The 21810-nt window shown below is 64.6% G+C and carries 24 protein-coding genes, 1 tRNA gene and 1 riboswitch; of the genes, 11 read left to right on the top strand and 14 right to left on the bottom strand.

Annotated features, from left to right (window positions below):
• Positions 1–8 precede the first annotated feature (8 nt).
• On the top strand, positions 9–890 hold the full coding sequence (kynA, locus tag D9X30_RS28190) for a tryptophan 2,3-dioxygenase (protein WP_153945599.1): 882 nt from the start codon (positions 9–11) through the stop codon (positions 888–890).
• Between the two features lie 57 nt (positions 891–947).
• On the opposite strand, the gene D9X30_RS28195 is transcribed toward kynA, so the two are convergent.
• Positions 948–1757, bottom strand: a complete 810-nt coding sequence (locus tag D9X30_RS28195; RefSeq protein WP_153945600.1) for an IclR family transcriptional regulator — start codon at positions 1755–1757, stop codon at positions 948–950.
• A gap of 199 nt (positions 1758–1956) precedes the next feature.
• Between D9X30_RS28195 and D9X30_RS28200 the strand changes: the two genes are divergently transcribed.
• Positions 1957–3150, top strand: a complete 1194-nt coding sequence (locus tag D9X30_RS28200; protein ID WP_153945601.1) for an acyl-CoA dehydrogenase — start codon at positions 1957–1959, stop codon at positions 3148–3150.
• 144 nt (positions 3151–3294) lie between these two features.
• Here the strand turns inward: D9X30_RS28200 and D9X30_RS28205 are convergent, their stop codons facing one another.
• The gene (locus tag D9X30_RS28205; protein ID WP_153945602.1) at positions 3295–3933 is read right to left on the bottom strand and encodes a peroxiredoxin; all 639 of its coding nucleotides are present in this window, start codon (positions 3931–3933) and stop codon (positions 3295–3297) included.
• Positions 3934–4232: 299 nt separating this feature from the next.
• On the opposite strand from D9X30_RS28205, the gene D9X30_RS28210 reads away from it, so the two are divergent.
• From D9X30_RS28210 to D9X30_RS28220, 3 genes are all read left to right on the top strand, one after another.
• A complete protein-coding gene (locus tag D9X30_RS28210; RefSeq protein ID WP_349632244.1) occupies positions 4233–4550 on the top strand; it encodes an ElaB/YgaM/YqjD family protein in 318 nt (105 codons plus the stop codon).
• Positions 4551–4717: 167 nt separating this feature from the next.
• A complete protein-coding gene (locus D9X30_RS28215; protein WP_153945603.1) occupies positions 4718–5095 on the top strand; it encodes a phage holin family protein in 378 nt (125 codons plus the stop codon).
• A complete protein-coding gene (locus tag D9X30_RS28220; protein WP_153945604.1) occupies positions 5092–5622 on the top strand; it encodes a DUF3318 domain-containing protein in 531 nt (176 codons plus the stop codon). Before D9X30_RS28215 ends, D9X30_RS28220 begins: the two co-directional genes overlap by 4 nt.
• 14 nt (positions 5623–5636) lie before the next feature.
• Here the strand turns inward: D9X30_RS28220 and D9X30_RS28225 are convergent, their stop codons facing one another.
• The 12 genes from D9X30_RS28225 to ybgC form a co-directional block, all read right to left on the bottom strand.
• A complete protein-coding gene (locus D9X30_RS28225) occupies positions 5637–7649 on the bottom strand; it encodes a diguanylate cyclase domain-containing protein (protein ID WP_153945605.1) in 2013 nt (670 codons plus the stop codon).
• Between the two features lie 129 nt (positions 7650–7778).
• Positions 7779–8660: a hypothetical protein gene (locus tag D9X30_RS28230; RefSeq protein ID WP_153945606.1), complete on the bottom strand. Its 882-nt coding sequence runs from the start codon at positions 8658–8660 to the stop codon at positions 7779–7781.
• 192 nt (positions 8661–8852) lie between these two features.
• A tRNA-Lys gene (locus D9X30_RS28235) sits at positions 8853–8928 on the bottom strand.
• A gap of 70 nt (positions 8929–8998) precedes the next feature.
• Complete coding sequence (locus D9X30_RS28240; RefSeq protein WP_153945607.1) at positions 8999–10114, bottom strand: YeeE/YedE family protein; 1116 nt, start codon at positions 10112–10114, stop codon at positions 8999–9001.
• A 95-nt stretch (positions 10115–10209) separates the two neighbouring features.
• Positions 10210–10893 carry a 7-cyano-7-deazaguanine synthase QueC gene (queC, locus tag D9X30_RS28245; RefSeq protein ID WP_153945608.1) on the bottom strand — a complete coding sequence of 228 codons (684 nt, stop codon included), beginning with the start codon at positions 10891–10893 and terminating at the stop codon, positions 10210–10212.
• A gap of 206 nt (positions 10894–11099) precedes the next feature.
• On the bottom strand, positions 11100–11855 hold the full coding sequence (gene ybgF / locus D9X30_RS28250; RefSeq protein WP_153945609.1) for a tol-pal system protein YbgF: 756 nt from the start codon (positions 11853–11855) through the stop codon (positions 11100–11102).
• Positions 11856–11873: 18 nt separating this feature from the next.
• On the bottom strand, positions 11874–12383 hold the full coding sequence (pal, locus tag D9X30_RS28255; RefSeq protein ID WP_029051318.1) for a peptidoglycan-associated lipoprotein Pal: 510 nt from the start codon (positions 12381–12383) through the stop codon (positions 11874–11876).
• Between the two features lie 20 nt (positions 12384–12403).
• Positions 12404–13744 (bottom strand): Tol-Pal system beta propeller repeat protein TolB, encoded by a 1341-nt coding sequence (gene tolB, locus D9X30_RS28260; protein WP_153945610.1) that lies wholly within the window; start codon positions 13742–13744, stop codon positions 12404–12406.
• A 212-nt stretch (positions 13745–13956) separates the two neighbouring features.
• A complete protein-coding gene (gene tolA / locus D9X30_RS28265; protein WP_249641111.1) occupies positions 13957–15045 on the bottom strand; it encodes a cell envelope integrity protein TolA in 1089 nt (362 codons plus the stop codon).
• Positions 15046–15063: 18 nt separating this feature from the next.
• Positions 15064–15501, bottom strand: coding sequence for a protein TolR (gene tolR, locus D9X30_RS28270; RefSeq protein ID WP_153945612.1), 438 nt, complete (start codon positions 15499–15501; stop codon positions 15064–15066).
• A 21-nt stretch (positions 15502–15522) separates the two neighbouring features.
• A complete protein-coding gene (gene tolQ / locus D9X30_RS28275) occupies positions 15523–16206 on the bottom strand; it encodes a protein TolQ (RefSeq protein ID WP_066731701.1) in 684 nt (227 codons plus the stop codon).
• A complete protein-coding gene (gene ybgC / locus D9X30_RS28280; protein WP_153945613.1) occupies positions 16203–16607 on the bottom strand; it encodes a tol-pal system-associated acyl-CoA thioesterase in 405 nt (134 codons plus the stop codon). Before ybgC ends, tolQ begins: the two co-directional genes overlap by 4 nt.
• 168 nt (positions 16608–16775) lie before the next feature.
• A riboswitch (ZMP/ZTP riboswitch) is annotated at positions 16776–16879 on the top strand.
• A gap of 180 nt (positions 16880–17059) precedes the next feature.
• On the opposite strand from ybgC, the gene glyA reads away from it, so the two are divergent.
• The 6 genes from glyA (at position 17060) to D9X30_RS28310 (ending at position 21789) form a co-directional block, all read left to right on the top strand.
• Positions 17060–18307: a serine hydroxymethyltransferase gene (gene glyA / locus D9X30_RS28285; RefSeq protein WP_153945614.1), complete on the top strand. Its 1248-nt coding sequence runs from the start codon at positions 17060–17062 to the stop codon at positions 18305–18307.
• Positions 18308–18480: 173 nt separating this feature from the next.
• A complete protein-coding gene (nrdR, locus tag D9X30_RS28290) occupies positions 18481–18948 on the top strand; it encodes a transcriptional regulator NrdR (protein ID WP_029051311.1) in 468 nt (155 codons plus the stop codon).
• Between the two features lie 215 nt (positions 18949–19163).
• Positions 19164–19808 carry a GspH/FimT family pseudopilin gene (locus tag D9X30_RS28295; RefSeq protein ID WP_153945615.1) on the top strand — a complete coding sequence of 215 codons (645 nt, stop codon included), beginning with the start codon at positions 19164–19166 and terminating at the stop codon, positions 19806–19808.
• A 4-nt stretch (positions 19809–19812) separates the two neighbouring features.
• Positions 19813–20367: a type IV pilus modification protein PilV gene (gene pilV / locus D9X30_RS28300; protein ID WP_153945616.1), complete on the top strand. Its 555-nt coding sequence runs from the start codon at positions 19813–19815 to the stop codon at positions 20365–20367.
• Complete coding sequence (locus tag D9X30_RS28305; RefSeq protein ID WP_153945721.1) at positions 20364–21206, top strand: PilW family protein; 843 nt, start codon at positions 20364–20366, stop codon at positions 21204–21206. The genes pilV and D9X30_RS28305 overlap by 4 nt, the downstream gene beginning before the upstream one ends.
• A 55-nt stretch (positions 21207–21261) precedes the next feature.
• Positions 21262–21789 carry a pilus assembly PilX family protein gene (locus D9X30_RS28310; protein ID WP_194946430.1) on the top strand — a complete coding sequence of 176 codons (528 nt, stop codon included), beginning with the start codon at positions 21262–21264 and terminating at the stop codon, positions 21787–21789.
• The last annotated feature ends 21 nt before the right edge of the window (positions 21790–21810 follow it).

The raw sequence follows: 21810 nt of genomic DNA on the forward strand, positions 1-21810 counted from the left end.
AGCGCATCATGAGCGAATTCAAGGGATGCCCGATGGGGCACGGCAGCCAGCCGGCCGATGCGGCCGGCGAGGATGGCTGGCATGGCGCGCAGATGGACTTCGCCCGCGACATGAGCTACGGCGACTATCTGGGCCTGGATCAGATCCTGAGCGCGCAGCACCCGCTGTCGCCGGACCACAACGAGATGCTGTTCATCGTCCAGCACCAGACCACCGAGCTGTGGATGAAGCTGATGCTGCACGAACTGCGCGCCGCACGCGATGGGGTGAAGACCGACCAGCTGCGTCCGGCGTTCAAGATGCTCGCGCGCGTATCGCGCATCATGGACCAGCTGGTGCAGGCCTGGAACGTGCTGGCCACCATGACGCCGCCCGAATACTCGGCCATGCGCCCGTACCTGGGCGCATCGTCCGGGTTCCAGTCGTACCAGTATCGCGAGATCGAGTTCATCCTCGGTAACAAGAACGCGGCCATGCTGCGGCCCCACGCGCACCGGGCCGAACATCTGGAACTGGTGGAAACGGCGCTGCATACGCCATCGATGTACGACGAGGCGATCCGGCTGATGGCGCGGCGCGGGTTCCGGATCGACGCCGACGTGGTGGAACGCGACTGGACCCAGCCGACGCAGTACAACGCGTCGGTGGAGGCGGCCTGGCTGGAGGTGTATCGCAACCCGTCGGCGCATTGGGAACTCTACGAACTGGGCGAAAAGTTCGTCGACCTGGAGGATGCCTTCCGCCAATGGCGATTCCGCCATGTGACCACGGTGGAGCGCGTGATCGGCTTCAAGCGCGGCACCGGCGGCACCGAAGGCGTCAGCTACCTGCGCCGGATGCTCGATGTGGTGCTGTTCCCCGAACTGTGGAAGCTGCGGACGGATCTCTGATCCGGCGGTATCAGGCGCCGCGCAGCCGCAAGGCGGGAGCGCGGAGCGACGCCTGCCCTACCGCCCTGCCGGATCGGACAGCCTTGCCCCCAGCGCCTGCAGCGCGGGCGCCAGCTTCTCGTGGAATGTCTCTTCGCTGACGGCCCCGTAGGACGCACTGCAGCTCAGCATGTGCAGATCCTTCTCACCCACCGGCTTGAACGCCACCGCGCAGGCGTGAATGGCCGGGTGCCAGTCGCGGAAGGACGCGGCATAGCCGTCGCGCTCGGCCTGCGCCAGCGCGGCGCGCATCGGGGCCTCCTGCTGCTTCCATTGTTCCGGATACGTCTGGGCAAATTCGGCCAGCACCTTGTCGCGCCGCGCCGCCGGCAGCGCGGCCAGGTAGGCCCGCCCCATCGAACTCGACACCAGCGACAGGCGCGAGCCCACCCCCAGACCCAGCATCACGCCGGCATCGTTCCGGATCGATTCCATGTAGATGACTTCCATGCGCTCGCGCTTGCCCAGCGACACCGACACGCCATACGACTGCGCGAAGGCCAGCATGTGCGGCCGCGCCAGCGTCACCACGTCGGACGCCGCGAGGTAGGAAAACCCCAGCGCCAGCACGCCGGCATCGAGCGCGTACTTGCCCAGGCTGTCGTCGTAGCGCAGGTAGCCCAGCTGCACCAGCGTGCCGGCCAGCCGGCTCACGGTTGCCTTCGGAAACCCGGTACGGCGCACGAAATCCTGGTTGCCCAGCATCGCCTCGCCGGTGCGGAAGCAGCGCAGCAGCTCCAGCCCGCGCGCCAGCGCCGTCACGAAATTGGGGTCGCTCTCGCGTTCCTTCTGGACCGGCTCGGCGGCCGCGACAGTGGATGGGGTCAAGAGACAGCTCCTGTGGAAGTGGTCGATTGCCGAACGCTAATCACCGGGGGCCGGATTTCCCCCTGTTGCAGCGCGAATCGGTTCAGCTATACTAGCTCATCGGAACAAGGTTCCGCAATGCGGAACCAAAACTTTTTGATCGACCGGATCGAATGAAGGCGGCACTGCCTTCACCGCGCCACCAAAGAAGGAGACCTCCATGGCTGCCAACGCCGAATTCCACTGGGCCGACCCCCTGCTGCTGGACCAGCAACTGACCGACGACGAGCGCATGATCCGTGACGCTTCGGCGGCCTATTGCCAGGACAAGCTCATGCCGCGCGTGCTGCAGTCGTTCCGCAACGAGAAGACCGACGTGGAGATCTTCCGCGAGATGGGCGAACTGGGCCTGCTCGGCCCGACCATCCCCGAACAGTACGGCGGCCCGGGCCTGAACTACGTCAGCTACGGCCTGATCGCGCGGGAGGTGGAGCGTGTGGATTCGGGCTATCGCTCGATGATGAGCGTGCAGTCGTCGCTGGTCATGGTGCCGATCTACGAATTCGGCAGCGAGGCGCAGAAGCAGAAGTACCTGCCCAAGCTGGCCACCGGCGAATGGATCGGCTGCTTCGGCCTGACCGAACCGAACCACGGCTCGGACCCGGGCTCGATGGTCACGCGCGCCAAAAAGGTGGACGGCGGCTACGAGCTGAGCGGCGCCAAGATGTGGATCACGAACTCGCCGATCGCCGATGTCTTTGTGGTGTGGGCCAAGCTGGCTGGTGAAGACGGCAAGGAAGACATCCGCGGCTTCATCCTGGAGAAGGGCTGGAAGGGCCTGAGCGCCCCGGCCATCCACGGCAAGGTGGGCCTGCGCACGTCGATCACCGGCGAAATCGTGCTGGACCAGGTTTTCGTGCCCGAAGAGAACATCATGCCGGGCGTGAAGGGCCTGAAGGGTCCGTTCACCTGCCTGAACTCGGCCCGTTACGGCATCGCCTGGGGCGCGCTGGGCGCCGCCGAGTTCTGCTGGCACACCGCGCGCCAGTACACGCTGGACCGCAAGCAGTTCGGCCGTCCGCTGGCACAGACGCAGCTGGTACAGAAGAAGCTCGCCGACATGCAGACCGAGATCACGCTGGGCCTGCAGGGCTGCCTGCGCCTGGGCCGCATGAAGGACGAAGGCACCGCCGCGGTGGAAATCACCTCGATCATGAAGCGCAATTCGTGCGGCAAGTCGCTGGACATCGCCCGCGTGGCGCGCGACATGCTGGGCGGCAATGGCATTTCGGACGAATTCGGCGTGATCCGCCACGTGGTGAATCTGGAAGTGGTGAACACGTACGAAGGCACGCACGACATCCACGCGCTGATCCTGGGCCGCGCCCAGACCGGCCTGCAGGCATTCTTCTGAGCGTCCGGACGTAAAAAAGCCCGGCTGGAAAGCCGGGCTGAAGCACACTACCAAGGAGACGACGGGCACGACCCCGCCGTTTTACGACATCGGCAAAGCAATACCGAGCCGGGCCGGGGACCCACCCCCGCGCCCGGCTTTTTCTTACTTGTTCGGTTGCGGCGTCAGGCGCAGGTACGGACGCACCGCCTTGTAGCCCTTCGGGAATTTCTGGCGGATCACCTCTTCGTCCTTCAGCGACGGCACGATGACCACGTCGTCGCCATCCTGCCAGTTGCCCGGCGTGGCCACGCTGTGGTGATCGGTCAGTTGCAGCGAATCGATGACGCGCAGGATTTCATTGAAATTTCTACCTGTGCTTGCAGGATAGGTAATGATCAGGCGCACCTTCTTCTTCGGGTCGATCACGAACAGCGAGCGCACGGTCAGCGTCTCATTCGCATTCGGATGGATCATGTCGTAGAGCTCGGACACCTTGCGGTCGCTGTCCGCCAGGATCGGGAAATTGACCGAGGTCGACTGGGTGTCGTTGATATCCTGGATCCAGCCCTTGTGCGACTCCACGCTGTCCACGGACAGGGCGATGGCCTTCACGTTGCGCCTGGCGAACTCTTCCTTCAGCTTGGCGGTCAGGCCCAGTTCCGTCGTGCAAACGGGGGTGTAGTCGGCCGGGTGCGAGAACAGGACACCCCAGCCTTCGCCGAGCCATTCATGAAAGCGGATGCGGCCCTCGCTCGATTCTTGCTCGAAGTCCGGTGCGGTATCGCCAAGACGCAGTGCCATGAGTGAAGTCTCCAGAGAAACGGAAAATAAACGAAAGTAAGGAAAGGTAAAAACCGGTGAACCAGCTTAGTTGGATTGCCATCCAACCCAAACGAATATAAAGTCACTACAAAATCACTCGAAGTCATAAAGACCGGGTGATCGGGCCATGGTTCCTTGTGGCAACCCTGCCCCGGGGCCGATGGCACGTTTGGTGACAGTGATACGGCATTGTGTCGGCGAGCTTGAAACGATGGGCAGCCGCCACATATGCTAGGTGGACGACAAGAAATGCCACAAGCCCGAGCGGGCAAGGCAAAATGTCACCACTTGAACCTAACCGCCCGCAACAGGAGAAACTGATGAGCGATGTCAAGACCGTTCTGTCCGACGCCGAAGAACTGCTTAAGCAAGCGGCCTCGACCACCGGCGAGAAAGCCGCCGAACTGCGCGAGCGTGGCATGGGCCTGCTGAAGCAGGCCAAGGAAAAGGCCCAGGACTTGCAGGATGCCGTCGTGACCAAGAGCAAGGCGGCCGCCCGTGCCACCGACGACTATGTGCATGACCATCCGTGGCGCGCCGTGGGCGTGGCAGCCGGCGTGGGCCTGCTGATCGGTCTGCTGCTGAACCGCAAGTAAGCAGCCCTGTAGTACTGTAGCAATACGCATTACCAGCCCCGGCTGCGCATCTGCGCCGGGTGCATGCAGTCTTGAAGACGGTCCGGCGCGGCCCCCATCATGCCGCTGCCGGTCCATCCCTCGCAGATGCCGCCCATGCCGGCGCATCGTTTTTTCGCCGGAGCCGCATGAGCGAATCCCATTCCCCCAAGTTCCTCGAATCCCTTCGCAACCTCGTCGGTTCCGTGGTGTCGATGCTGCAGACTCGCCTGGAGCTGGCCAGCGTGGAACTGGCCGAGGAACGCGAACGGCTGATGAAGGTTGCGCTGCTGGCCTTGTTCGGGCTGGTGTTCTTCAGCATGGCGCTGATGACCTTCACGCTGCTGGTCGCCATCCTGTTCTGGGAAAGCTATCGCTGGCAGGCCCTGGGCGCGATCGTGCTGTTCTACCTGATCTGCGCCGGCGTCTGCCTGCTGGTGGCTCGCAACAAGGTCCGCCACGCCCCGCCGCTGTTTGAATCCACGCTGGCCCAGCTGGACAAGGACCGGGAGATGCTGCGCCAATGACCACGCCCGAAGACGATTCGATCGACAGCCGCCCGCGCCACGAGCACCCCCGTCCGGTCCGCTTTACGCGCGAAGTTCGCCTGCCGCTGGCCGTGCGCAAGGAGTTGCTGGTGACGCGCGCCGCGCTGGAACGCTACGACGCCGTGCAGGCGCTGCGCCAGGTCAAGGGTGGCGCCCGCCGCATGACCAGCCTGGGCGCGTGGCTGCCGCGCATGACACGGCCGTCTGGCTGGCTCAAGCTGTTCGGCGTGACGCGCGACTATCCGATGCTGAGTACGGCCATCACACTGGCCCTGCCGCTGCTGCGCAAGACCCCGATCGGCCGCGTGGCCTGGAAGGTGTCGAAGCTTGGCATGCTGGCCGGCGCCGGATACTGGGCCTACAAGACTTGGCACGGCGCCCAGCCGCAGGTGCATGCGCACGCGGTGTCGGCCGCGCGGGCGGTAGCGGTACCGGTCGATACCGGCTTCCGCGACCCGCTGGTGCCGTCGCCCCCCACGGCGGTGCCGCCGGCCGCCCAGCCCTGATCCGGCAAGCCGGATCAGCCAACCTGCACGCGATTGCGGCCCTCGCGCTTGGCCTGGTAACAGGCCAGGTCGGCCGCGTCGAGCGCATCCTCGCGCTTGGCCGTGCGTTCGTCGACCCGTACCAGGCCGATGCTGACCCCGATCGAGAATTCATGATCGTGGCAGCGATACCGATAGGCCGCGATGGCATTGCGCAGCCCTTCGGCCACGCGCTCGCCATCGGCGGCGGCGCAATACTCCAGCAGCACCGCAAATTCGTCGCCTCCCAGCCGGGCCAGGGTGTCGCTGCGCCGTAGCTGATGCCGCATGACCTCGGCGATCTGGCAGAGCAGCTCGTCTCCGGCCGCGTGCCCGCAGGTGTCGTTGACGGCCTTGAACTGGTCGAGATCCAGATACATCAGCGTGTGCGTACAGCCTTCATGCTGGGCGCGCGACACCGCCGCCCCGAGCCGCCGCTCGAATTCCAGCCGGTTGACCAGGCCAGTCAGCGGATCGTGGCTGGCCTCGTACGCCAGCTGCGCGGCGTGGGCCCGCTCCAGACTGACATCATGCAGGACGACCACGATGCCGATCGCCTGCTCGCCCTTGTCCCGGATCAGCGCCACCGATGGCTTGACGGCCAGCGTGAACCCCTGCGTGGCGGGCTCGCGGCGCTCGAGCAGCATCACCATCTGGCCGGGCCAGTTACCCGCCAGCGCGCGCGGCACCAGATCGGCAACCGGCTCCCGGGTGGCTTCGTCATGCAGCCGGCAGACCTGTTGCAGGAAGCAGCCGGCGGCCTCGGCGTCCGTCCATCCGGTCATGGTCTCAGCCACCGGGTTCAGCGACTGGATACGCCCCCAGACATCGGTGGTAATGACCGCGTCGCCGATTGCCTGTAGCGTGACCTGCGCGCGCTCCTTTTCGGCGAACAGCTGTGCCTCGAAACGCTTGCGGTCGGAAATATCGCTGAGCGACCCAGCCATGCGCGTCGCCTTGCCGATGGCGCTGCGCACCATGCGGCCCCTGGCCCTGACCCACAGATAGCCGCCGCTCTTGCGGCGCAGGCGCAGTTCCACGTCGTACGGCGCGCCCTTGCGCACATGCCCCACCAGGCGCCGGTCGAATTCGGCCACGTCGGCCGGGTGCATCAGCGCCAGCAGGGTCTCGCGCGCATGCGGCAGTTCATGGGGGCCATAGCCGAGCATTTCGGCACAGCGTGGCGAGAAATACAGTTCGCCGCGATGGGGATGCCAGTCCCACAAGCCATCGGTGCTGCCGGCCACGGCCAGTTGCAGCCGTTCCTCGCTGACTGCCAGCGCCTGCCGCAACTGGCGGTACCGACTCATCGCGCGGGTAGACATCCATGTGGCGCAGCCGAGCAGCGCCAGCGCCAGACCCGCCGTCCCCCACATCAGCAACGCCCGCACGCGCCGCGATGCCTTGCCCAGTGCGGCCGAGAAGGCTTCCTCCATGGGCGTCAGCAATGCATCGACGTCGGCAATATCGCGTTGCAGCGGCGCGACGCAGGCTGCCGCGCAGCCATGCTCGCTCGCGCGCTCGCGCAGCCGACGCGCCATGACATCGAGCCGTGCGATCTCCGCGTCGGCAGCCGCCCAGATCGAAATCGCCTCATCGATCTCCGGCACATGCCGGAAATACCGGAACAACCGGATCATGCCGGGTACATCGTCGGGGTGGTTGCCGCCGGTCAGGAGTCCCTGCACCGCGCGGGTGCGGTCGTAGTCGGGCTTTTCGAGTTCGAGCCGCGCCAGGTGGTCGCCCTGCGGCACGGCAATGCCGGCCAGATAGGCGTCGTAGTCGGCCTGATCGCGGCTTTCGGCGTAGCGCAGCAGGTGAGAGACCGCCGCCTTCTGGCCCTTGCTCCAGAGGCTCTCGCCGGCCACGAAGCCCCGGGCGGCGGACAACACGTCCACACTGGCGATGCAGAACAATGCCAGCGCCAGAACCACCGGGACAAACGGCCAGACGACACGCAGTACGTGCTCATTGGCCGGCAGGCTATCGCCGCCACCAGCTTGCTGCATATGAGACTTCCCGCGCCAGGCCATGGGCCCGGCCCTGTCGATGAATGCACCATGGCCGGCCTGGGGTGGCCAGCCTTGTCTGGTTGCATTGTCAATGAGGCGTTACGGGGTGTCTCTAACTCAGACTGGTTAATTGATGCCGGGAATATGCATCGGCCAACCACCTAGCAAAACGACGAGTAAAACGCCGTTCAACAGCGCAAGTCCGGTGAGGATGAAGGCCAGCGTCGGCAGCGTCTTGAGCCACGACATCCCGGCCGAAGCCGATGCGAAGGCCGCGTCCAGATAGCGCGTGGCCTGCTTGCGCACGACGAGCCAATAATAGCCGCCACCGGCTGCAAGGAGGACCACGACCCACGACAGCCACGCCAGCCATCCGAATGGCGCCGGCGCATTGTTGGCCCGGCCCGGCGCGCGTGGGGCGACCGGCGGCAATGGCTGCAGCGACTCGCGCAGCGACAGCGGCACGGATTCGAACACCGGAGCGGGAGGATGCAGGTCGTCCGTGGCGCTCACCGGCGACAGTTCCGCATCCCTGCCGGGCAGGACGCGATGTGCCGGCGCCGGCAATGGCGGCTGCGTTCGCTTGATCGCCCGGTTGTCGGCCATCGCTGGTGGCTTATGTGTCGCCGCTTCGCGCGAGGCCGCCCCGGGCGACGCCCTGCGCCAATCCGCGAACAGCTGGTCGAGACACCGCACCGTCGTGCACGCGTCACGCGCCCTGCGCCACGCGTCGAGATCACCTTTGCGCAACGTCCCGGCATACCGCCTGCGCTGCTGGTCGGCATAGATGCCTTCATAGGTCTCGTGCAGCATCGCGTAGTCGCAGATCAACTGCGAACCGCGCACATGCTGCCGCACGGGCTCCGCACAGGACGCGCCCGCCGGGGCGGAAACATCACAACGGGGTCGATAGCTGTGCGGGCATGATATGTCGGAAGCCCACGTCGCATGAGCAACCCACAAAGTCAGGACGACGAAGAGTGCCAGGTGGCCTGCAATCCGCTGCATGGTGTCTGCGCATCGGCCTTTCGGGAACCGGGGAATTCATTCTAGGCAGCGGCGGCGCACGCTGCCTGATCTGTTACGTGCGTTTGCGCATGGACCGAAGGATAGAACACAAGATCGCGCTGGCAAGTGTGGATAAATCGCAGGCAAAACAAAAGGGCCCGTGACTTTCGCCACAGGCCCTTCTGGGAATACTGGTGGGTCGTGCGTGACTCGAACACGCGACCAACGGATTAAAAGTCCGCTGCTCTACCGACTGAGCTAACGACCCGGAAAAACTGAATCCGCGATTATAGGGAGCACCCTATGGGGTGTCAAGCTTCAGGCACGTCGAGCGCCACTCATGCCATACGCTCCAGACGCCACATCTGATACTTGAAGGCCAGGATCGCGCCGACGATGATGGTCGCGAACACGATGAACGAACCGATGGCCAGCGTCGATACGCCGGACAGCCCCTGCCCGATCGTGCAGCCCAGCGCAGTCACGCCGCCCGCGCCCATCAGGATGCCGCCGACCATGTGGTTGGCCACGTCCTCGGCATTGCCGAAGCCTTCCCAGCGGAACGTGCGCGACACCAGCGCATAGACGCACGCGCCCGCGATCACGCCGAAGACGCTGACGATGCCGATGGTCAGCACCTTGCTCTTGTCGCTGAACATCATCAGCCAGTCCAGCGTGTACGCATACGGCGCCACGAAGCTCAGACTTTCCATGCGACCGCTGTTGGTGCCGACGAACAGTTCTTCGAGCGTATTCGGATCTTCGGACACATAGCCAAGGTGGCCCGACACGTACCACATGCCGACGATGATCAGCCCGACGGCCAGGCCACCCAGCAGGTTGTCAAACGTCCGGAAGCCGTTGCCGACCAGCGCCCAGAGCACCAGCACCGCGCCGATCGCCACGCCGAGCACCAGTTGCAGCGTGCCGCGCGCCATGCCGGTAGCCTGCGCCACCAGCGAGGGCAGATCCTGCGTGGACGGCAGGGCCACCCCCACTGCATCGACGGTATTCACCCGCACGACCCCGAACAGGCCGCGCAAGGTCATGTACGCCGACAGGCCGAGGAACACGAACACTACCAGCGATTTCAGGTTGCCCGCGCCAATGCGCACCAGCGTCTTGCTGCCGCAGCCCGACGCCAGCACCATGCCGAAGCCAAACATCAGCCCGCCCACCGCCGCCGACAGCCAGCCGAGCCGCGCCGACGTGTAGATGGTCCGGGTCGGGTCGATCAGCCCCGCCCACGCCAGCACGCCGGTGCCGATCATCGCCACGCCAATCGCCATGATCCACATGCGCATACGGCTCCAGTCACCGATGTTGACGATGTCGGAGATGGCGCCCATCGTGCAGAAGTGCGTGCGCTGCAGCACGGCGCCAAACAGGAAGGTCAGCACAAAGGTACTCAGCAGTACGGTATGCGTGAGCGCGGGGATGTCGATTTCGGGCATGTCGTAACTGGGGGGCTCGTAGATTTCTGATTTTTTCTGGGCGGAGGCGCTCGTGGGCGGCGCCTCTCGTCCTGGCCGGCCGGTTGTTGCGGCGCTCAGTCAGCCGGCTGGTAACGCGTCGGATCGGCGACGCCGGCCTGCTCGAAGCCGGCCTTGCGGATGCGGCAGGAATCGCAGACCCCGCAGGCGCGACCTTCGTCATCGGCCTTGTAGCACGACACGGTCAGACCATAGTCCACGCCCAGCTTCACGCCGGCACGGATGATTTCGGCCTTGGTCATGTCGATGATCGGGGCGTGCACGCGGAAGCGGTCACCCTCGACACCGGCCTTGGTGGCCAGGTTGGCCAGCGTTTCATACGCCGAGACGTATTCTGGGCGGCAATCGGGATAGCCGGAGTAGTCCACCGCATTGGCGCCAAAAAACAGGTCGCGACCGCCGATGGCCTCGGCCCAGCCAAGCGCCAGCGACAGCATGATCGTATTGCGTGCCGGCACATAGGTCACCGGAATACCGCCGGTGGCGCCGTCGACGGGCACGTCGAGCGTGTCGTCGGTCAGGGCCGATCCGCCAAAGCGGCGCAGGTCCAGGTCGATGATCTCGTGGCGCCTGGCGCCGAGCGCGGCGGCCACCTTCTTCGCGGCATCCAGCTCGGACGAATGGCGCTGGCCGTATCGCATCGACAACGCATAGGTTTCGAAGCCGGCCGCATTGGCCATGGCAAGCACGGTGGCGGAGTCCAGGCCGCCGGAAAGCAGGACGATTGCACGTTGGGTCATGATGGGGTGCGCGCGGAACAAGCGCGCTGTCAAATACGCCGCGCTGGGCGAATCGCGTATTTTAGCGCGCCGGCGCCCCGGAAAGGATCAGGCGGGGGTGATGGGCGCCATGGCGATGCGTCGGCACCATGCGCGGTTCCCCCGGCCCAAAAAAGAAAAAACCCGCAAGGTTGCGGGCTCTTTCCTGGCTTTCGTACCCCGGTGGGTCACTTCAGCGTCTTCAGCCGGTTGCTGGCGGCCTGGGCGCCTTCGGTACCCGGATACTTCGACACCACCGTCTCCAGCGTCTTCCTGGCCGCTGCCTTCTGGCCCGATTCCATCTGGTTGTTGGCAATGGCGATCATGGCGTCCGGTACCTTCGCATGCGTCGGGAACTGTTGCACCATGTTCTGCAGCACGAAAGTCGAACCCTTGTAGTCACGCTGCGCGTAGAGCGAATTGCCGAGCCAGAACTGCGCCAGCGGCAAGTACGGGCTTTGCGGATACTTCTTCGCAAACGCCGAGAACGCGTTGCCCGCGCCCTTGAAATCGCCCGACTGGAACTGCTTCAGCGCGGCGTCGTACTCGGGCTTTTCGGTCGGCTGTGCAAGCCCTTCCTTGCCATCGACGGTCACCTGTTGCGGCTCGAACTTCTTCAGGCGCGCGTCCAGGTCCGCGTAGTAATCCTTCTGCTGTTTCTGCAGCGTGTCCACCGTGTTTTGCAACACCTCGTTCTGACCACGCAGCCGGGCCACTTCCTGACGCAGACCTTCCAGCTGGTTCTGCATGTCGAGCTGCTGGCGGCTGTTCTGGTCGATACGCTGCGATGCCGTTGCCTGGAAACCGTTGAACTGGTCCCGCAGTTGCAGCACCGCCTTGCGCGCTTCGTCGTCGTCAAAGACGCCGGCGTGCGCGGAACTGGCTGCCAGCAGACCGCCGGAGACAGCGGCCAGCCACAGCAGGGTGGAAACGCGAGCTTTCATGAAGGATTATTCCGTGGATCAGTAGACGATGTCGGCGCGACGGTTTTCAGCCCACGAGGCTTCGTCGTGGCCGGTGGCCTTCGGCTTTTCCTTGCCCAGGCTCACGGCTTCCATCTGCGACTCGGGCACGCCCAGCGACGACATCGAGCGGCGCACGGCCTCGGCACGCTTCTGGCCCAGGGCCAGGTTGTACTCGCTGGTGCCGCGTTCGTCGGTGTTGCCCTGGATCAGGATCTTGCGGCCCTTGTTGGCCGTGAGGTACTGCGCGTGCGTTTGCAGCGTGCCCTGGTATTCCGACTTGACCGAGTAGCTGTCGAAGTCGAAATACACGCTACGCTTGGCCAGCGGGCTGTTCGGGTCGTTCAGCGGGTCGGCCGCAACCACCGGCGCCACGGCGCGCGGATCGGTCTGGGCGCCGCCCTGGTTGGCACCCGACTTCGATGCGTCGTCCAGCTTCACGCCGGAGCTGCAGGCGCCCAGGGCCAGCAGTGCAGCCAGGGCGAGCGATTTGGTCATCATTTGGGACATGGCGAGAGACTCCTCTTTTTCTACTGCATGAAAGGACCCCAGGACGGCTCGCGAACCTCGCCGGACTGGAGTGACAGAACCTGTTTCGTTCGGCCGTCCGTGGAGACTGCCGCCAGTACCGAGCGGCCGCCCACGCGGGTGGCATACAGGATGTATTTTCCATTGGCGGCGAAGCTCGGGGCCTCGTCGTTGGACGTATCCGTGAGAGAAGTCACGTCACCGTTGGACAGGTCCTGCAGCTGCAGGCGGAAGCCGCCCGAACGCGAGATGTAGGCCAGGTACTTGCCGTCCGGCGAAACGCGCGGACTGACGTTGTAGTTGCCCTTGAAGGTCACGCGCTGTGCTGCGCCGGATTCCTCGCCAGAGGCCGGCATACGGTAGATCTGCGGCGCACCGCCGCGATCGCTGGTGAAATAGATGCTGCGGCCGTCCGGCGAGAACTGCGGCTCGGTGTCGATCGCACTGCTGCGCGAGATGCGGCGCAGGCCGGAGCCGTCGGCGTTGACCAGGTAGATCTGGGTGTTGCCATCGCGCGAGAGCGCCACGGCCAGGCGCTGCCCGTCGGGCGACCACGACGGCGCGCTGTTGTTGCCCTTCTGGTTCGACACCAGCGTGCGCTTGCCCGTGGCCAGGTCATGCACGTACACCACCGGCTTCTTTGCCTCGAACGAGACATAAGCCACGCGGCGGCCATCGGGCGACCACGACGGCGAGATGATCGGCTCGCTGCTGGACAGCGCCACCTGGGCGTTCTGGCCATCCGAATCCGAAATCAGCAACTGGTAGCGGTTGCCCACCTTCGACACATACGACAGGCGCGTGGCAAATACGCCACGTTCGCCCAGCAGCTTCTCGTAGATGTAGTCGGCGATCTTGTGCGCAGTCACGCGCAGCTGGCTCTGGCTGACATTGAAGGCCAGGCCGCCCAGGCTCTGGCCCTTGACCGTGTCGTACAGGCGGAAACGCACCTCGTACTGGCCATTGCCGGACGGGGTCACGCTGCCTGCCACGAACGCGTCCGCGCCCTTGGCCTTCCAGCTGCCCAGGTCCACCTGGGCCGATTCGGCGACGGTGGCGCCGGCCGGATCGATATTGCGGAAACGGCCGCTGTTGGTCAGATCGGAACGGATGACGGCGGTCAGGTTCTGCGCGCCCTGGCCTTCGCCCTGGAAGTTGGCCGTGGCCACCGGGAACTGGTTCGAACCCACGCCGGTGATTTCCACGTTCAGTTGCGCGTGCGCGGCGCCGGCCGACATCAGTGCCACCGCCAGCCAGGCCATCAGCGCGTGGCGGCCCTGGTCGCGGGTGATCTTGGTGGTCTGGCGCCGGGACAGCCAGTTAGGGACCCAAAGCTTTCGCATGCTGCTCCTCAGTCGATTTTGGGATTCATCGGTACGGCGGGCACAGCAAGTCGGGCACAGGAACGGCATGCAGCTTGGCGCATGCTCCGTGCGTGTACGTCTTGCACACTGCCGGCCGCGTCAGGCAACCGTTCATGGTAGCGATGGGACTGGCGGCCAACGATGAAGGTTGCATTATGTTGCAAATCATGGCGCTCTCGACCCCTGGCTGGTCAGTCCTTGGGGCGGAACGTGATCGTGAATTCGAACGACGGGGCCTTGCCGCCCTCGTCGGTCGGCAGCGGGTCCGAACGCTCCACGGCGCGCATCACGGCATTATCCCAGTCGGCGTCGCCGCTGGACTTGGCCAGCCGCTTGGACAGGATCGAGCCGTCCGGCGCCAGCCGGACCGCCACCACGGCCGGCGGATTGCCTTCCACGGTGCCGCTGAAGATGATGTTCGGCTTCACGCGGCGGCGCACCCGGTCCGAATAGCCCGGCGACGCCTTGCCGCCCGAACCGGCGCCCGAGCCTGCCGCATTGCCAACGCCGCCGCCACTCGACGACGCGCTGCCACCGCCTGCCAGCGCCTGCAGGCGCGCCAGTTCGCTCTTGCGCTGCGCGTTGGCCGCGGCATCGCGCTTGGCCTTGGCATCGGCATCCGCCTTGGCCTTCGCCTGTTTCTCGGCATCCGCCTTGGCCTTGGCCTGCTTGTCGGCTTCGGCCCTGGCCTTCGCGTCGGCTTCCCGGCGCTGCTGCTCGGCCTTTTCCTTCTCCTTTTCCCGGGCGATTTCGGCGGCCTTTTCCTGCGCTGCCTTGTCAGCCTTGTCCTTGTCAGCCTTCTTCTTCGCGTCTTCCTTGCGCTGCGCGTCGAGCTGCTGCTGGCGCTGCTCTTCCTTGCGCTGGGCTTCCTTCTGTTCCTGTTCCTTGCGCTCGCGTTCGCGGCGGGCGGCTTCCTCGCGTGCAGCGGCCTCCTCGGCCTGCTTGCGCTTCTTCTGCTCCAGTGCGATGTCTGCCGCTTCCTCAACCTTGCTGCGCACGGCCGGCTGCGGCGGCGTCGGCACCGGCTGCTCCACCGGACGCGGCGGCGGCGCGGGTGTGACGTCGGGAACCTCTTCCCAAAGTTCGGCCTCGGCGCCCACCGGCGTGCTGCTCTGCCAATGCACGCCGTAGTACAGCACGATGCCGAGCAACAGGTGCATCAGCAGCGCGAGCAGGAACGACCGCATCGTGCCGCGTTCCTTGACCGGCTGATACGGATAGGCGGCGGCCTTCGTGCGCGAAGGCCCTGGCTGCGGATGACGTGACGAGAGGCTGGCCACTTTGGGACGCAATAATGCTTACTTGGACTTGACCATCAGCCCGACGCGCTTCACGCCGTCGGCCTTGAGCTCGGACATGACGTCCAGTACGGCTTCATACTTGACCGTCTTGGCGGCTGCAATCACCACCGGCTGGTCCGGATTCTCGTTCTGGCGCTGGCGCACGAAATCGGTCAGGCCGCGCTTGTCGAGCTTGCGCTCGAACGATCCGCCCGAGCTGTCCTTGCCGCGTGCGGTCAGCTGGCCGTCTTCATGCACGGTGACGACGATCGGCGGCGTTTGCTGCTGCGGCGTGGCGTTGGCCACCGACGGCAGGTCCACCACCGCGGGGCTCACGATCGGTGCCGCCACCATGAAGATGACGAGCAGCACGAGCATCACGTCGATATACGGCACGACGTTGATCTCGGCGCTGGCCCGGCGGCGCGAACCGCCGCGGCGCTGGATGGCTGCCATGTCTGATGCTCCCCTGTCTGTTTAACGCGTCTGGCGCTGCAGGATGTTCAGGAATTCTTCCATGAAGCTTTCGAACCGGATGGCCAGGCGATCGATCTCCGTGGCGTAGCGGTTGTAGGCAATCACGGCCGGGATGGCGGCGAACAGGCCGATCGCGGTGGCGACCAGCGCCTCGGCGATACCGGGCGCCACCGACGCAAGTGTTGCCTGCTGCACATTCGACAGGCCGCGGAATGCGTTCATGATCCCCCACACCGTACCGAAGAGGCCGATGTACGGGCTCACCGAACCCACCGACGCCAGGAACGGCAGGTGCGATTCCAGCACGTCCATCTCGCGCTGATAGGCGGCGCGCATGGCGCGGCGGGCGGCGTCCAGCAGGGCGCCGGCGTCGTTGCTGCGTTCACGGGCCTTGAGGAATTCGCCCATGCCCGATTCGAAGATGCGTTCCAGCGCGCCGGTGTTGTGGCGGTTGTTCACGGCGCTGTTATAGAGCGCCTGCAGGTCACCGCCGGCCCAGAAGTCGCGCTCGAAGCCTTCGGTCTGGGTGCGCGCCGAGCGCAGCGCCAGGTGCTTGCGGAAGATGTAGGTCCACGAGAACAGGGACATCACCAGCAGCAGCGCCATGACGGCCTGTGCCAGCAGGCTGGCGTGAAGGACCAGCGAAATGATCGACAGGTCTTGTGTGACGGTCACCGGATTCATCGAGCGTTTTTAATAGTAGCGAGAACAGGGGCAGGAATCGGGGCCGGACGGAAAGTGCCTTTATCGACACATCCCACGCGGATGTTACCGCTGGCCAGCAGCAAGTCCCCGCGCCAGGCTTCCTGGGCGAATTGGACCGATGCCGGCCGAACCCGTTCGATATGCGTACGGATTTCCAGCTGGTCGTCCAGCCGGGCGGGCGCATTGTATTCCACAGCGGTACTGCGTACGACGAAGACCACGCCGGACGTATCGGCAAGGGTCTGCTGCTCAATGCCGAGCGAGCGCAGCCATTCGGTCCGCGCCCGTTCGAAAAACTTGAGATAGTTGGCGTAAAACACCACGCCGCCTGCGTCGGTGTCTTCCCAATACACGCGCAGCGGCCACACGAAATTTGGCATGGGCCGCATTGTAACGGAGCGCACTGGTTAACCCGTAGGCGAGTTTGCAACAGCAAGTTGCGAGCCATACGCCACAAGGCCTTGACGGCGCAGGCGACGCGCGCTCCGGGCCGGGCCGCTGCCGGGTTGCGGCCCGCGGCGCGTTCGCATAAACTCTGCCGCAACCATTCCACCTTGCGCGACTGGCGAAGTCAGTGGGTACTACCACGAGGAAGCGCAAGTTCATTGGGCGTGAAGTAAAAATGCGCCTGCCGCTCGCCTGGGCAGCGAATGGGAAGCAGGGTGCGCCCTGTACCGGTCAGCCGCATTGCGCGGCCCGGTGCTGGACGCCAGTGCCTTCCCGCGCGCCCTATCCGCGAAGTAATTCCCGCTTTAATACGATTGCGCCGACCTGCAACCGATGCTCCTATCGTTTTTGCCGTCCGCTTTCCTTTTTACAGACGAGTCACGCCATGTTTGAACGCAGCCGTTTCACGATCGAACAGATCGACCCCGAAGTCTTCGCCGCTATCCAGAAGGAGAACCAGCGTCAGGAAGATCATATCGAGCTGATCGCCTCCGAAAACTACACCTCGCCGGCCGTGATGGCCGCCCAGGGTTCGCAACTGACCAACAAGTATGCCGAGGGCTATCCCGGCAAGCGATACTACGGCGGCTGCGAGTACGTCGACGTCGTGGAACAGCTGGCCATCGACCGCGTGAAGCAGCTGTTTGGCGCCGACGCCGCCAACGTGCAGCCGAACTCGGGCTCGCAGGCCAACCAGGGCGTGTTCTTCGCCATGCTCAAGCCGGGCGACACCATCATGGGCATGAGCCTGGCCGAAGGCGGCCACCTGACCCACGGCATGGCGCTGAACATGAGCGGCAAGTGGTTCAACGTCGTGAGCTACGGCCTGAACGCCCAGGAAGACATCGACTACGACGCGCTGGAGAAGCAGGCGCACGAAACCAAGCCGAAGATGATCATCGCCGGCGCTTCGGCATTCTCCCTGCGCATCGACTTCGAACGCATCGCCAAGGTTGCCAAGGCAGTGGGCGCCTACTTCATGGTCGACATGGCTCACTACGCCGGCCTGATCGCCGCCGGTGTGTACCCGAACCCGGTGCCGCACGCCGACTTCGTCACCACCACCACCCACAAGAGCCTGCGCGGCCCGCGCGGTGGCGTGATCCTGATGAAGGCCGAGCACGAAAAGGCCATCAACTCGGCCATCTTCCCGGGTATCCAGGGCGGCCCGCTGATGCACGTGATCGCCGGCAAGGCCGTGGCGTTCAAGGAAGCCTTGCAGCCCGCGTTCAAGGAATACCAGCAGCAAGTGGTGAAGAATGCCGCCGTGCTGGCCGAGACCCTGATCGCGCGCGGCCTGCGCATCGTGTCGGGCAAGACCGAAAGCCACGTGATGCTGGTGGACCTGCGTGCCAAGCAGATCACCGGCAAGGAAGCCGAGAAGATTCTGGGCGACGCGCATATCACGGTGAACAAGAACGCCATCCCGAACGATCCGGAAAAGCCGTTCGTGACCTCGGGCATCCGCCTGGGCTCGCCGGCCATGACCACGCGCGGCTTCAAGGAAGAAGAAGCCCGTCAGGTGGCCAACCTGATCGCCGACGTGCTGGACAACCCGCACGACGAAGCCAACATCGCCAAGGTTCGCGAGCAGGTGTCCGCACTGACCCGCCGTTTCCCGGTCTACGGCTGATCGGACCGCTGGCGTGGATCGCCCCCGGGCGATCCGAAGCGTATCTATAGTTAGTACGCACAAAACGGCGCCGCCCTCCCCCGGATCGGCGGCGCCGGTTGACCCGCCACACCCCCGCAGCAGAACTCAAAGATGCAAAATGCGGGCTGGCACATTTCTTCAGGTGGTCAGGCATGAAATGCCCCTTCTGCGGTCATTCCAATACCCAGGTCCTTGACAGTCGCGTCTCCGAGGACGGCGAAGCCGTGCGCCGGCGCCGGCGCTGCGAAGCCTGCGACCGCCGTTTCACCACCTACGAGCGCATCGAGCTGTTCTTCCCGGCCATCGTGAAGAAGAACGGCTCGCGCGTGGACTATTCCCGGGCCAAGCTCAAGGATTCGATGCGGCTGGCCCTGCGCAAGCGGCCGGTTTCCGCCGAAGCCATCGACGAAGCCATCCTGCGCATCGAAGAAAAACTGCTGGCGCTGGGCGAAAAGGAAATCCCGAGCAGCCAGGTGGGCGAACTGGTCATGCGTGAACTGCGCAAGCTCGACAAGATCGCCTATATCCGCTTTGCTTCGGTCTATCGAAGCTTCGAGGATGTGTCTGAATTCCGCGACGTACTCGACGAATTTTCCACCCCTACCCCACGAAAGGGGTAGCCACTTCCCCAAAAAAGCTGTCTAATCTGCACTAACCTCCTTCGGGTTAGGAGGCAGGCGGACGAGCGCGCGTTTCAATCGCATAAAAAAACGCTGCGACACAGCAGCGTCGCCACACGCGGAACCGGACCCATCAGAGGCCCGGACGCACAGAATTCCAGCGCGCCGCGCAAAGAACAAAAAAGAACTGTCGTTTTTTTGGACGGGAGTCACAAATGGGTCAGTCTTTCTGCCGGAAGGCAGCGGGCTTGCTGACGCCTTTGCTGCCTAAGCCTGGGGTCAATGCCGGCGTGGCTGCAGTGGCGTCAGGGGCTGTACACGCGCGCGCAGGTCAACGATACCGTCGGCGCGCGCGAGGGGTCACGCTGATCGAACTGATGGTGACCATTGCGGTACTGGCCGTGCTGGCCGCCGCAGCCGCACCGAACTTCAAGTCATTCCTGCATAACAGCCGGCTGTCGGCCGATGCCACGCGGCTGTTCGCGGACCTGGAACTCGCCCGCAGCGAGGCCGCGCGCCGCAACACCACGGTAACGGTCTGCCCGCTCGGTGCTGGCAATACCTGCTCCGACGACTGGACCCTGCCCCGCATCGTATTTGTCGATGCGGACAATGACGGCGTCTACGCAAACACCGAAGAACTGGTGCGGAACAGCGATCCGCTGCAAGCCACCACGGAAGTCACCGCCGCCAATCTCGGCGCCACGCCGGATCGCGTACGCATGCGATCCACGGGCAGTTCCAGCACGCCCACCGCAAGCTGGAAATTCTGTGAGCGCAGTTCCACGGAAGCCGGCCAGACGGTTTCAATGACCGGCAGCGGCCGGCCCTCCACCCAGCTGCAGTCGACGTGTCCCTGACGCCATGACGCCCTACTCCTCCCCTATTCCGATGGCGGATCGATGCCGGCTGTCGCGTGCGCGGAACCCGGCGCGCGGCTTTTCGTTGATCGAGGCGCTGGTCACGCTGATCGTCCTGTCGATCGGCATGCTGGCGCTGGCCAACCTGCAATTGCAGACGCTGGTGGACTCGCGCACGGCCGCGATGCGCAACTATGCCGCGCTGATGGCCTACAACCTGGCGGACCAGATTCGCAGCAACAGCACCGCCGTGACGAACGGCACGTTCAACGTCCCCAAGTCATCCGATGCGGTGGCCAAGTGCTATACCGCGGCAGGCTGCACGCCTGACGAGATGGCTATCACGGCCTATGCCACATGGCTCGCGGACGTCCGGGAAAGCATGCCCGGTGGCGACGGCATCGTCTGCACGGACAGCACGCCCAACGACGGCTCCGGATCAGCAGAAGACAAGAACGGCTGCGAAAAGGACGCCAATGCTCCGTATGTCATCAAGATTTTCTGGAGCGAAGACAACGGTGGTACCCCTCAGCATTTCTCGACCGCGCTCATCCCATGACTACGCCAAACCGTCAATTCCGCCGCCGCGCGGCCAGCGGCTTTACGCTGGTCGAGTTGATGGTCGGCATGGTGATCAGCATGCTGCTGATCCTCGCAGCCAGCTCGCTCTATATCTCGCAGCGCCGCACCAACAGCACGCAGGGCGATGTGGGCGAGATCCAGGAGAACGCCCGCGCCATTGCCCAGCTGCTGCAGCGCCAGGCGCGGCAGATCGGCTACTCCGATTTCCTGTACACGAATAACGACTTCGTGTCCCCCACGCTGGAAGCCACAAACGACGGTGGCGCGAACACCAGCGACACGCTGACGCTGCGCTACTACGGCTCATCGATGGCCGGCGGCGATCCGTTCGCCGCACCGGGCAGCCCGACATTCCCGAAGGCTGACGGCAGTTCGGTCGATTGCAGCGGCAACGACGTGAACGGCAACGTGCAGACCACCGAGATCTATTCGATCGTCAAGGACGCGGACGGTGTTCCATGGCTGCAGTGCGAGGTAAATGGCACCCCCACGCCTCTCTTCCGCAATGTCGAGGCGCTCCAGATCCTGCTGGGCGAGGACACCGACAACGACATGGTGGTGAACCGCTTTGTGCGGCCTGGAGCGGCCGCAAACATGGACAACGTGCTGGCCGTACGCGTGTCCGTCGTGCTGCGCGGCAACAGCACCACCAACCCCGACATGGTCAAGACGAAGATCAACCATTTCGGCACCACGTACGCACCCGGTGACCTGGCGCCCAACGGGGATGCTGGCAGCGTGATGCAACTGGCCGCCGACGGCCGTCTTCACAGGCATTTCACGTTCTACATCGCCCTTCGCAACCGACTGACATAGGCCGGCCATGAAACACCGCATTCACCCAACGTCCCACCGCACCGGGCAGCGTGGCATGTCGCTGATCCTGGTCCTGCTGCTCCTGGTCATCCTGACACTTGCCGCGCTGGCCGCCAGCACCATGAGCCTGAACTCCGAGCGCCTGGCCCGTAACACCCGGGACGAGAGCGTGGCCCTCCAGGCGGCGGAATCCGCACTGCGCGATGCGCGCATGGACATCACCACGTCCCGCAAGCTGAACGGCCTGACGGGCTCGTCGCCGACCTGCGACATCGAGGGATACAAGGGCTACTGCCAGTACGCCACGTCCGGCCAGCAGGTCTGGGAACTCTACATCGAGGATCCCAAGCGATCGGTGGAACTGGGCGAGATGACCGGCCTGACGGCCACCCAGAAGATGGCCACGGTGGATACCGCTGGCGCCAATGGCGTATCAAAGCAGCCGCGCTACCTGATCGAGCCACTCAAGGAGCCCGGCGACATTGAGTTCGGCTCCAACAAGTATGTGTACCGCATCACGGCGATTGGCTACGGCGTGAACCCTGGCACCAAGGTAATGGTGCAGGAAGTCGTCCGCTTCTGACGACGACCCTTTGACGACTCA

The sequence above is a fragment of the Cupriavidus sp. U2 genome, from assembly GCF_009663685.2.
In the GTDB taxonomy this organism is placed as follows: Bacteria; Pseudomonadota; Gammaproteobacteria; order Burkholderiales; family Burkholderiaceae; genus Cupriavidus; species Cupriavidus necator_C.

What these genes read in the sequence shown, in the direction of transcription:
- kynA (WP_153945599.1), top strand. Translation starts at nt 9, where the DNA reads ATGAGCGAATTCAAGGGATGCCCGATGGGGCACGGCAGCCAGCCGGCC.
- D9X30_RS28200 (WP_153945601.1), top strand. Translation starts at nt 1,957, where the DNA reads ATGGCTGCCAACGCCGAATTCCACTGGGCCGACCCCCTGCTGCTGGAC.
- D9X30_RS28205 (WP_153945602.1), bottom strand. Translation starts at nt 3,933, where the DNA reads ATGGCACTGCGTCTTGGCGATACCGCACCGGACTTCGAGCAAGAATCG.
- D9X30_RS28210 (WP_349632244.1), top strand. Translation starts at nt 4,233, where the DNA reads ATGTCACCACTTGAACCTAACCGCCCGCAACAGGAGAAACTGATGAGC.
- D9X30_RS28215 (WP_153945603.1), top strand. Translation starts at nt 4,718, where the DNA reads ATGAGCGAATCCCATTCCCCCAAGTTCCTCGAATCCCTTCGCAACCTC.
- D9X30_RS28220 (WP_153945604.1), top strand. Translation starts at nt 5,092, where the DNA reads ATGACCACGCCCGAAGACGATTCGATCGACAGCCGCCCGCGCCACGAG.
- D9X30_RS28225 (WP_153945605.1), bottom strand. Translation starts at nt 7,649, where the DNA reads ATGCAGCAAGCTGGTGGCGGCGATAGCCTGCCGGCCAATGAGCACGTA.
- D9X30_RS28230 (WP_153945606.1), bottom strand. Translation starts at nt 8,660, where the DNA reads ATGCAGCGGATTGCAGGCCACCTGGCACTCTTCGTCGTCCTGACTTTG.
- D9X30_RS28240 (WP_153945607.1), bottom strand. Translation starts at nt 10,114, where the DNA reads ATGCCCGAAATCGACATCCCCGCGCTCACGCATACCGTACTGCTGAGT.
- queC (WP_153945608.1), bottom strand. Translation starts at nt 10,893, where the DNA reads ATGACCCAACGTGCAATCGTCCTGCTTTCCGGCGGCCTGGACTCCGCC.
- ybgF (WP_153945609.1), bottom strand. Translation starts at nt 11,855, where the DNA reads ATGAAAGCTCGCGTTTCCACCCTGCTGTGGCTGGCCGCTGTCTCCGGC.
- pal (WP_029051318.1), bottom strand. Translation starts at nt 12,383, where the DNA reads ATGTCCCAAATGATGACCAAATCGCTCGCCCTGGCTGCACTGCTGGCC.
- tolB (WP_153945610.1), bottom strand. Translation starts at nt 13,744, where the DNA reads ATGCGAAAGCTTTGGGTCCCTAACTGGCTGTCCCGGCGCCAGACCACC.
- tolR (WP_153945612.1), bottom strand. Translation starts at nt 15,501, where the DNA reads ATGGCAGCCATCCAGCGCCGCGGCGGTTCGCGCCGCCGGGCCAGCGCC.
- tolQ (WP_066731701.1), bottom strand. Translation starts at nt 16,206, where the DNA reads ATGAATCCGGTGACCGTCACACAAGACCTGTCGATCATTTCGCTGGTC.
- ybgC (WP_153945613.1), bottom strand. Translation starts at nt 16,607, where the DNA reads ATGCCAAATTTCGTGTGGCCGCTGCGCGTGTATTGGGAAGACACCGAC.
- glyA (WP_153945614.1), top strand. Translation starts at nt 17,060, where the DNA reads ATGTTTGAACGCAGCCGTTTCACGATCGAACAGATCGACCCCGAAGTC.
- nrdR (WP_029051311.1), top strand. Translation starts at nt 18,481, where the DNA reads ATGAAATGCCCCTTCTGCGGTCATTCCAATACCCAGGTCCTTGACAGT.
- D9X30_RS28295 (WP_153945615.1), top strand. Translation starts at nt 19,164, where the DNA reads ATGGGTCAGTCTTTCTGCCGGAAGGCAGCGGGCTTGCTGACGCCTTTG.
- pilV (WP_153945616.1), top strand. Translation starts at nt 19,813, where the DNA reads ATGACGCCCTACTCCTCCCCTATTCCGATGGCGGATCGATGCCGGCTG.
- D9X30_RS28305 (WP_153945721.1), top strand. Translation starts at nt 20,364, where the DNA reads ATGACTACGCCAAACCGTCAATTCCGCCGCCGCGCGGCCAGCGGCTTT.
- D9X30_RS28310 (WP_194946430.1), top strand. Translation starts at nt 21,262, where the DNA reads ATGTCGCTGATCCTGGTCCTGCTGCTCCTGGTCATCCTGACACTTGCC.